At 70.8% G+C, this 9,043-nt stretch carries 9 protein-coding genes; 3 read left to right on the forward strand and 6 right to left on the reverse strand.

Features of this window, described 5'->3' with window-relative positions; translation table 11 throughout:
- Positions 1 to 154: 154 nt before the first annotated feature.
- The 3 genes from ACLQ24_RS27200 to ACLQ24_RS27210 all read right to left on the reverse strand — a co-directional run bounded on the left by ACLQ24_RS27200 (position 155) and on the right by ACLQ24_RS27210 (position 3,162).
- Positions 155 to 493: a PCC domain-containing protein gene (locus ACLQ24_RS27200; RefSeq protein WP_425894593.1), complete on the reverse strand. Its 339-nt coding sequence runs from the start codon at positions 491 to 493 to the stop codon at positions 155 to 157.
- 8 nt (positions 494 to 501) lie between these two features.
- Positions 502 to 1,296, reverse strand: coding sequence for a helix-turn-helix domain-containing protein (locus ACLQ24_RS27205; protein ID WP_425894594.1), 795 nt, complete (start codon positions 1,294 to 1,296; stop codon positions 502 to 504).
- 576 nt (positions 1,297 to 1,872) lie between these two features.
- On the reverse strand, positions 1,873 to 3,162 hold the full coding sequence (locus tag ACLQ24_RS27210; protein ID WP_425894595.1) for an MFS transporter: 1,290 nt from the start codon (positions 3,160 to 3,162) through the stop codon (positions 1,873 to 1,875).
- Positions 3,163 to 3,378: 216 nt separating this feature from the next.
- Between ACLQ24_RS27210 and ACLQ24_RS27215 the strand changes: the two genes are divergently transcribed.
- The 3 genes from ACLQ24_RS27215 to ACLQ24_RS27225 all read left to right on the forward strand — a co-directional run bounded on the left by ACLQ24_RS27215 (position 3,379) and on the right by ACLQ24_RS27225 (position 5,162).
- A complete protein-coding gene (locus ACLQ24_RS27215) occupies positions 3,379 to 4,359 on the forward strand; it encodes a helix-turn-helix domain-containing protein (RefSeq protein WP_425894596.1) in 981 nt (326 codons plus the stop codon).
- A 74-nt stretch (positions 4,360 to 4,433) separates the two neighbouring features.
- On the forward strand, positions 4,434 to 4,673 hold the full coding sequence (locus ACLQ24_RS27220) for a DUF397 domain-containing protein (protein WP_357125981.1): 240 nt from the start codon (positions 4,434 to 4,436) through the stop codon (positions 4,671 to 4,673).
- 213 nt (positions 4,674 to 4,886) lie between these two features.
- Complete coding sequence (locus ACLQ24_RS27225; protein ID WP_425894597.1) at positions 4,887 to 5,162, forward strand: hypothetical protein; 276 nt, start codon at positions 4,887 to 4,889, stop codon at positions 5,160 to 5,162.
- Positions 5,163 to 5,288: 126 nt separating this feature from the next.
- Here the strand turns inward: ACLQ24_RS27225 and nudC are convergent, their stop codons facing one another.
- From nudC to ACLQ24_RS27240, 3 genes are all read right to left on the reverse strand, one after another.
- On the reverse strand, positions 5,289 to 6,248 hold the full coding sequence (gene nudC / locus ACLQ24_RS27230; protein WP_425894598.1) for an NAD(+) diphosphatase: 960 nt from the start codon (positions 6,246 to 6,248) through the stop codon (positions 5,289 to 5,291).
- A gap of 73 nt (positions 6,249 to 6,321) precedes the next feature.
- A complete protein-coding gene (locus ACLQ24_RS27235) occupies positions 6,322 to 7,650 on the reverse strand; it encodes a M16 family metallopeptidase (protein ID WP_425894599.1) in 1,329 nt (442 codons plus the stop codon).
- A complete protein-coding gene (locus ACLQ24_RS27240; RefSeq protein WP_425894600.1) occupies positions 7,647 to 8,957 on the reverse strand; it encodes a M16 family metallopeptidase in 1,311 nt (436 codons plus the stop codon). The genes ACLQ24_RS27235 and ACLQ24_RS27240 overlap by 4 nt, the downstream gene beginning before the upstream one ends.
- Between the last annotated feature and the right edge of the window lie 86 nt (positions 8,958 to 9,043).

Raw genomic sequence — 9,043 nt, forward strand, 5'->3', positions numbered from 1 at the left:
GAAATCCTTGTTCCGCAAGCCCGAAGTCCGCTACGCCGCCTCCTGACCATCAACTATTTGCCTTACGGGTCAATAGCAGCTCAGATCCTGCCACGGTTACAGGGTCATCAGCCGCCGATAGTCTTCGCCTGACCTGGGCAGACGGCAGAGATCGCTACGCGCTAACCGGAGTCAGATAGGCCCGAACGAAGAAGCCCCCGACCACGGCGCGGTGCAGGTGACCGGCTGCCGTGATGCCTTCGCCTGCCAAGGTGACATGTAGGTGGACCTTGCCATCGGCGACTTCCCCGGTTCCTGACAACTCCATCGGCTGCGAGTAGCGACGGAGATAGTCGATGCTCTCGTTGTCCTTGGACATGACCGAAACCTCTGCCTGGTTGACCGCCCCGACCAAGGTGATGACGGCGTGGTCGAGGTTGAGTTGATCGACCTTCTGCTGAAGCACCTGAAGAACTTCCTGATCCTTATCGACCTGCATGACGCGCGTAGACAAGAGGACTCCTAGATCTTGAGTGGGTTGACGCCCGCGAGGGCTGCCCCGATCGCCCGCAGGTTCTCGCGGCTGGCCTCCGACCTGAGCGCTGACAGCAGGGCTACCGTGACCTCCGGCTCTGCCCGCTGGTCGCTGGTCAGCAGAAGGACCGAGCAGTAGCGCGCCCCGCTGTCGTGGGGGTTGGACAGCTCGGCTTGCAGGAGTCTGCGCTGGTCCGTGCTGAACGGCTCCGGGGATGTGGCAAGGTCCGCCGCGACGTTCCAGTCGAGTCCGAGGACGCGGTGAAGGACGGCCGTCAGGTACAGCTCACGAGCTTCGGCGTCAGCTCGAAGAACCGAGATCGCCTCGTTGTCGATCGTCGGAGAACCGACCTTGGCGAGGATGCCGGCCGAGTTCACCCGTAGCACCGCCTTGCCTGACCTGCACCACTTGGCGAGCGAGGCGATCGAGGGGGCGTTCCTGGCCACCAGAGAGGCCACAACCCGATCCGTAGCATGGGTGGTCTGGACACCCGTCAGCATCCCCGTACGGCCACCGTTGATGTCGTTGGCGATGGACGCTGCCGTTTCGGGTGCCGCGCCTGCTGCCAGAGCCGAGATGGTGCCGAGCAGGAGTTGCCGCCGCTTCAAGTCCTCTCCCAGGACGCTCTCGTACTTCCTGATGACGTCCGGGGTGACCGCTCTGACGCCTGTCTCCACGTTGCCGATGTAGCCCCGGCTGTAGCCGGTGCGCTTCGCCATGCCGGACAACGAGAGGCCCGCCTGTTCACGGGCCGCCCTCAGTGTCCGCCCTAGATCGCCCATAGCCCAGCCTCGTCCTTGGTTGGAGCGGGTTGGAGACAGCCAAGTCCTTCCACCCGAGTGATCACTGGGTGACGCTCGGTGTATCGGAAATCCTAACCATGGAGGGTGCGGAGTGTGGTGACGGCAGCGGTGCTTGCGGCTCTCGCGTTGGGGTTCCTGGCCGGACTACTGGCCTTCAAGGTCAAGGTCCAGTGGTGCCCGACCTGCGGCGAGAACATGGGCTGCATCCGATGCCGGGAGGTGAATAGTGAAACGTCGCATCCCACCCGCGAAGCGTGAGCGGCGGCGGTGTCGTGCCGGCCTGGTTCGGGATTGCCGCACGCCAAGCCTGGCAGGTCGAGCTGACCGGCACGCCGATCAACGAGGGGTTGGTGGTGCGGCCACCATCGGTCTCGCCCGTGACCTACAGCCGGGCCTCATGGGAGATCAACAAGGGGTGCGACTTCTCTTGCGAACACTGCTACCTGGAACAACGGCCGTTCGCCGGGCTGCCCCTGCCCGAGAAGCCTGACCGGCCGGTACGACCCTCGACGAACGACCGCCCCTGCGGCGGCCGTTCGTCGTCTCCGACATCCGTCAACGCCGGAACGGCCACCGGGTGGCCGTAGTCACCGACCCGTCGATGCCCGCGTCGAGCGGGCGGCGCGGCCCCGGCAGGCGCGGCGGCGCGGGCGCCGCCGCGTCGGACGGCGCGCTCAGGTGCCGGCCCCGCCAGAGGTAGGCGCCGGCGCCCAGCGTGGCGACCCCGACCAGCACGAACAGGGCCCGGTAGTCCAGGACGCCGACCAGGAGAGCGCCCGCCCCGATAGAGAGCGCCTGCGGTCCGCTGACCAGCGCCTGGGTGGCCGCTGCCACCCGTCCGACCAGGGCGGGTGGCGTGAGCCGCTGGATCAGCGTGTGCAGACCCACCATCGTCAAGGGCAGCGAGACGCCGGCCAGCAGCACCGCCGCGAACCCGAGCGGCAGATCGGGGTACGCGAGCGCGAGCGCGGCCGGCGCGAAGAACGCCACCCCGGCGGCCAGCGTGCCAACCTCGCCGAGTCGGCGGACCAGGGCCGGTGAGCAGAGCCCCCCGCACAGCCCGCCGACGCCCTGCACCATGACCAGCACGCCCACGAACGCGGCGTCCCGGTCCAACCCCTGGTCGACGTACGCGAAGATCAACGACTCGCTGAAGCCCATCACCAGCGACCCGAGCCCGTAGCCGAGCAGGGCCCGACGCAGCGCCGGCTCACCGGTCAGGTGCCGCAGGCCAGCACCCAGTTCGGCGGGCCAGCGCAGCCGTACGGTGGGCGGCGGCTGCGCCGGGCTCGGCACCGCGGTCACCACGGCGGCGGCGGTCACGAAGCCGACCATCCCGATGCCGGCCAGCGCCCACCCGCCGAGCGCTGCGTAGAGCGCCGCGCCGGCCAGAGGGCCGATCAACCGCAACCCCTGGCGTACGGTCTGCAGCACGCCGTTCGCCTCGGCCAGCAGCTCCACGGGCACCAGTTGCCGGATCAGGCCGCTGAGCGCCGCGCCGAGCGTGATGGACGACAGCCCGTACAGGGCGGCGACCAGATAGACGAGCCAGACGTCGTTCGCGTCGCGGACGGCGAACAGCGGCACGAGCAGTACCGCGGTGACGACGTTCGCGGCCACGAAGAAGGGCCGGCGCGGGTACCGGTCGACGAACCAACCGACGAGTGGCGCCATCGTCATGGGAGCGACGACGGCGAAGATGATGCCGCCGGCGAGCCCGTTGGAGCCGGTCAGGTCCTTGACCCAGATGGCGAGCGCGAGCAGCAGGATCGACTCGGCGGTCATGCTGGCCAGCAGGCCGCCGAACAGCAGGCGGAAGTCGGGTCGGCGCAGGACGGTGCGCATGGGGTCCCTCCGGCGGGGTGGCGTGCCCGGCTGGGCGCGGGCGACGGGGCTGGGACCGCAGGTCCGTCATCGTCCGGCGTACCCGTGGTCCATTTTTGGTAAGACACGCCCCCGCCGGAACCTCCGACACCGGTCGCGCCGTCCATACTGACCGTGGGGGGCGAATTTCATACAGTTACCGTCGCGTCTGCGGCGGACGACGGGAAAGAGGACACTGTGCCTCCTGCCGCACCCAGCCCAATCATGCGTCGCCGACGGTTGGGCATCGAACTGCGCAGCCTGCGCGAGACCGCGGGCCTCACCGGCGACCAGGTCATCGAACGGATCGGTTGGGCGTCCGCGTCCAAACTGTCACGCCTGGAGAACGGCCGTAGCAGACCGGACCCGCAGGACGTCAGCGTCCTGCTGGACCTCTACGGCGCCGACGCCGCCGCGCGCGCGGAGTTGCTCGGGATCGCCGGTGAGGCCGGCGACATGCGCGGCTGGTTGAAGAACTTTCCGGTGATGACGCAGCAGCAGCGCAGCTGGGCCGAGTTGGAGGCGGGCTGCGCGGAGATCTCCGAGTACAACCCGGTGCTGGTGCCGGGCCTGCTACAGACCGCCGGGTACGCGCGGGTCCGGCTCCTCTCGGCCCGCCGGGTGGGCGAGGGCGCTGGCGAACCGGAGCCGGCGGACGAGTTGGAGACCGAGGTCCGGGCGCGGTTGGCCCGTCAGACGTTGCTGACGCGCGAGCCGCACGCGCCGAGCTACACCGCCGTGCTGGAGGAGGCGACTCTCGGCCGTCGGGCCGGCCCGCCCGAGGTGCTGCACGAGCAGCTGCAACAGCTGTGCGAGCTGGCGCTGCTGCCGAACGTGACGCTGCACGTGCTTCCGCGGGACACCCAGGTCGGCGATTGGTACCTTCCGCCGACCGCGTTCTCCCTCTATCGGTTCGCCGATCCACTCGATCCGGAGACATTGGCCATCGAAGGGGGGTTCACCGACGTCATGTCGACCGAGTCAATCACGCTAAATCGCTATAAAGTGGTGTTCGAGTGGCTATGCACGGCGGCACTGAACGCCTCGGACACCCTCTCCTGGCTGATCGAGGCGACGGGACGGCTGACCGGGGCGGCCCCCGCATCCACAGTGGCGTTCGGGCCGGCAACGGCGCCGACCCAACGCCGCCGTGATTCGGGGCGGCTGACGGACCGGTGATCCACGGGGGACCCTCCGTCGGGACGTGCGGCACCACTCGTCCCATTGGATCGGTTCACACCAGGAGCAGAGCCATGAACGACATCCACCACACGCCGTCCGTCTCCGCCAGCTCGCTGGCGGACGCCCCGTGGCGTACCAGCACACGCAGCCAGACCTCCAACTGCGTGGAAGTCGCACCGCTGGGCACCGGCCCGTCGGCGGTCGCGCTGCGCGACAGCAAGGATCGGGGCGGCCCGGTGCTGCTGTTCAACCGGGCCGGTTGGCTCGGCTTCATCGCTGGAGCGAAGACGGGCCAGTTCGATCTGAACTGATCCTCCACGTGAGGCGGGGCCGTCGGCACAGTGCCGGCGGCCCCGCCGTCGTATCCACCGACGACCCCGCTGACCAGGCATCCGCCAATCGGACGAGGCTCGAAACCAATAGGCGCGTTTCACTTGCTGGGATGAACACGGGGCGTAGCATGACCCAGGAAACGTGGAACTTCCACACTGGCTCATCCGTCGCGGTTCATCCGGAGACTCCTTATGCGGTTCCTGATCGTTCGCACCGACATCCGCACCGTCGCCGACGGGGACATCGCCGCCGCCTGGGCGGACGGCCATCGGCTCCGCGACGAGACGACCACGCCCGAGCCACGCCGGCAGACCGTGCACGCCGAGGACCGGGACGCCGCGTTACTGCTGGCCCGGGCCCTGTCCACGGTCGGCGCGGTACGAGCCGGCAAGCAACGCGTCAAGGTCCTACCGCTCGGCGAGCTGCGGCCCGCCTTCCGGCGCAGACCCGGCCGCACCGGCACCTGACCCACCAGACGTCCGTCGTGGTCGGCTCGGCTCCCCCGCCGCGTCATTCGCTCCCACCGACCATGGCGGCCCGTGTTCCCGGCCCGTGACCGTCGCGGCAACGACGGCCACGGGCCGGGACCGTGCTCAACGCCCGGCGTCCACCCAGCCGTCCAGCCAGCGGTGGATGAGGAACAACGCGATCGACGACGGCGGCGGCAGGATCAGCCGAGCGCCGTCCCCCACGTCCACGGACCTCCCCGCGCACGCGGCCCCGATCTCCTCCCGCGTGAACCACCGGGCGTACGCGATCTCGGACGGATCGACCCGCACCGGGTCCGCCGGATCGGCGGTGGCCAGGAAGCCCAGCATCAGCGAGCCCGGGAACGGCCAGGCCTGGCTGCCGACGTACCCGATCCGCTCGACCCCGATGCCCACCTCCTCGCGGACCTCGCGCAGCACGGCGGCCTCCGCCGACTCCCCCGGCTCGACGTAGCCCGCCAGGCAGGAGTAGCGCCGCCCGCCCGGGGTCCCCGGCCAGCCGGCGTTGTTGCCGAGCAGGCAGCGGCCGTCGGGGCCGTCGACCCCGTCGTGCACCAGCACGATCATCGCCGGGTCGGTACGCGGCCAGATCCGGCCGCCGTTGCGATCCACCCGCGACCAGCCGGCCTCGTCCATGACGGTCGGCGTGCCGGTCGCCGTCGAGTAGCCGTGCCGGGTGTGCCAGTTGAGCAACGCGAGCGCGGTGGTGAAGATGCCGGCCTCCCGGTCGCCGAGCAGGTAGCCCACCTCCCGCAGGTTGACCGGTCGGGTGCCCGGCAGCGCCGGCAGCGGGGCGTCGAGCGCGAACACCGGCACCCCGTCCGGCTCGACACCGAGGAACATCGCCGTCGACTCGGTGCCGGCCGGCACGTCGGCCGCGCCGAACAGGACCAGCGTCGGTGGCGACACGTCGGTACGCGCCAGCGTCCGCCCGTCGTCGGTCGAGTCGAGCAGCAGTATCCGCCCGCGCAGCCACGCCTCGGTCAACCACTGCGCGTCACCTCGCCGGTGCGCGGCCCGGTCGAGCGTCGAACGCGCCAGCGGTGGCGCGGCCTCGCCGCTCACGTCGTCGCCCCGCTGGTCGCCGCCCAGCCGCGGCGCTCGGCGGCACGGCCGGACGTGCCGTGACCGTCCCGCCTCACGGCTGCACCGGCTCAATGTGGACCGGCATCAGCGCGGCCAGCCCCGGGGTGATCCGCTCCGCGTCGCCGAGCACGACCACCGCCGCCCGGGCGGGCGCGAGGTAATGGGCGGCAGCCCGCGCCACGTCGTCGACGGTCGCCTTCGCCAGTCGGGCCGCGTACTCCGCGAGGAACTCCAGACGCAGGCCGTTCCCGGCGTACGCGCTGGTCAGCGCGGCCAGGCCGGCCTGGGTGGCCATGCCGAGCTGGAGGGTACCCAGGGCGTACTGGCGGGCCTGCTCCAGCTCCTCGGGCTTCGGCGGCAGCGACGCCAGCCGACCCAGCTCGTACATGGTCTCCAGTAGCGCCGGGCCGGTGACCTCGGTGGCCACCTCGGCGCCGGCGACCAGCACCGACCCCGCCACCGAATGCTCGACCACCGAGTGCGGGCCGTACGTGTAGCCCTTGTCCTCGCGGATGTTCTCCACCCAGCGGGACGAGAAGTAGCCGCCGAAGATCAGGTTGGCCAGTTGCAGCGGCGCGTGGTCGGGATCGGTGCGCGGCACGGCGGGCAGCGCGACCCGCACCGAGCCGGGCCGGTCGACAAGCAGCAGCGGCCCCGGCTCAAGCGGCGGGGTGGCCGGCAGGGTGGCCGTACGCCCGGCTCCGGTCCACCCGGCCAGCGCCCCTTCGACCGCGTCCAGGGCCTTCTCCGGCTGCACGTCCCCGACCACCACGAGCTGTGCACCGGCGGGGTGCACGCGCTCGGAGTGCAGGCTGCGCAGTGCCGCCGGGCGTACGCCGCGGAGCTGGCCCGGCTCCGGGGTCTGCGTGGCGTACGGGTGCCGCCCGTAGATCCTCTTCAGCAACGCTTCCCGGGCCAGGTGCGACGGCTGGCTCTGCGCAACCTGGATCCGGTCGATCAGCCGGTCCCGTTCGGCGGCCACCTCGTCGCCGGGGTAGCTGGCGCCGGTCAACACCTCGGCCAGCAGCTCCAGCATCCGGTCCAGGCCGGTGACCAGACCCGCGCCGGAGATCATCAGCCGGTCCGGGTCGACGCCCGCGGAGAGCCCGCCACCCACCTTCTGCAGCTCGGCGGCGAGCTGCACGCTGGTCATCGACTCGGTGCCGGAGAGCATGGTCTGCGAGAGCATCGCGCCGCGCGCCAGGTGGGCGCGGCCGAACGGCACCCAGAGCCGCAGCTCGACCAGGGGCACGGCGGGCCGGCGTACGGCGATCACGGTCAGCCCGTTGCGCAGTGTGCGCTCGGCCTGCTTGGGCACCTTGAGCTTGCGGGTGGGGCCGAGCGGGGGCAGCGTACGCGGCCCGGCGGTGGCGGTGGTCATCGGGCACCTCCCGGGATGACCTCGACCGTCGCGCGGCGCTCCGGGCGCAGGGTGGCCGCGGCGGCGCGGACCTGCTCCTCGGTGACGTCGCCGACCAGTCGGGGCAGGTCGTTGAGCAGGCCTGGCTCCCCGCGTTGCTGCTCCAGGACGGCCATCCGCAGCGCCCGGCCGAGCACCGCGTCGGTGTCGCGGAGCAGGTGGGTGGCCATCCGCGCCTGGGTGCGGGCCAGCTCACCGTCCGTCAGCCCGTCGGTCGCCAGGCGGTCCAGTTCCTCGTCGACGGTGCGCAGCACCTTGTCCACGTCGCCGCCGGGCGGCAGGTGCGCCTGCAACAGCAGCGCCGTCGGGTCGCGCACGTCGAACGGGTCGCCCATGAAGCCGAGGTAGCCACCCAGGCTGGTCACCGTGCGGTCGCGCTGCACCAGGCGTTCGACCAGGCGGGACGCGTCGCCGTCGGTGAGCACCTCGGCCAGGACCACGTACGGCAGGTAGTTGGCGAAGTCGCCGGTCGGGTCGGGCACCCGCCACGCGCCGGCCACCGCCGGCAATGGCGCCAGGGCGTCGGTGTACGAGCTGCGCCGCTCGGCGGTCAGGTCGGGCTCGGTGAAGTCGGGCCGCGGTGGCGCGGGACGGGCCGGCACGTCGCCGAAGTGCCGGGTGACCAGCTCGGTCGCCTCGGCCACGTCGATGTCGCCGCTGACGGCCAGGACCGCGTTGCCGCTGGCGTAGTAGCGGCGGAAGAAGTCGGCGGCGTCGGCGACGGTGGCCGACTCCAGGTCGTCGAAGGAGCCGTAGCCGTCGTGGGCGTTCGGGAACGTGTCGAACATGACCGGCGGCAGGGTCAACCAGGGGAAACCACCGTACGGCCGGCTGAGCACGTTGACCCGGATCTCCTCCTTGACCACGTCGACCTGGTTGCGCAGGTTCTCCTCGGTCAGTCGGGGCGCCCGCATCCGGTCCGCCTCCAGGAACAGTGCGCGCTCCAACGCGTTGCTCGGCAGCGTCTCGAAGTAGTCGGTGTAGTCCAGGTGGGTGGAGCCGTTGAACGTGCCGCCGGCGCCCTGCACGTGGCGGAAGTGGGCCAGCTTCTCCAGGTTCTCCGAGCCCTGGAACATCAGGTGCTCGAAGAGGTGGGCGAAGCCCGTACGCCCCTGGGGTTCGGATCGGATGCCGACGTCGTAGACCACCGCCACCCCGATCACCGGGGCGCTGCGATCGGGGGTGAGAACCACCCGCAGGCCGTTGTCGAGGGTGAACCGCTCGACCGGATACTTCGTCGCTGGAATTCTGGATCTCCGCGCCGCCACGGGATCGACCCTAGCCCGAGTTTCCTAGATAAGTTGATCTTGGCTGGAGACTTCGCTGGTCAGACCTTGTTTCGACGCCGGTTTGG

The organism is Micromonospora sp. DT4 (assembly GCF_049841675.1).
GTDB lineage: Bacteria > Actinomycetota > Actinomycetes > Mycobacteriales > Micromonosporaceae > Micromonospora.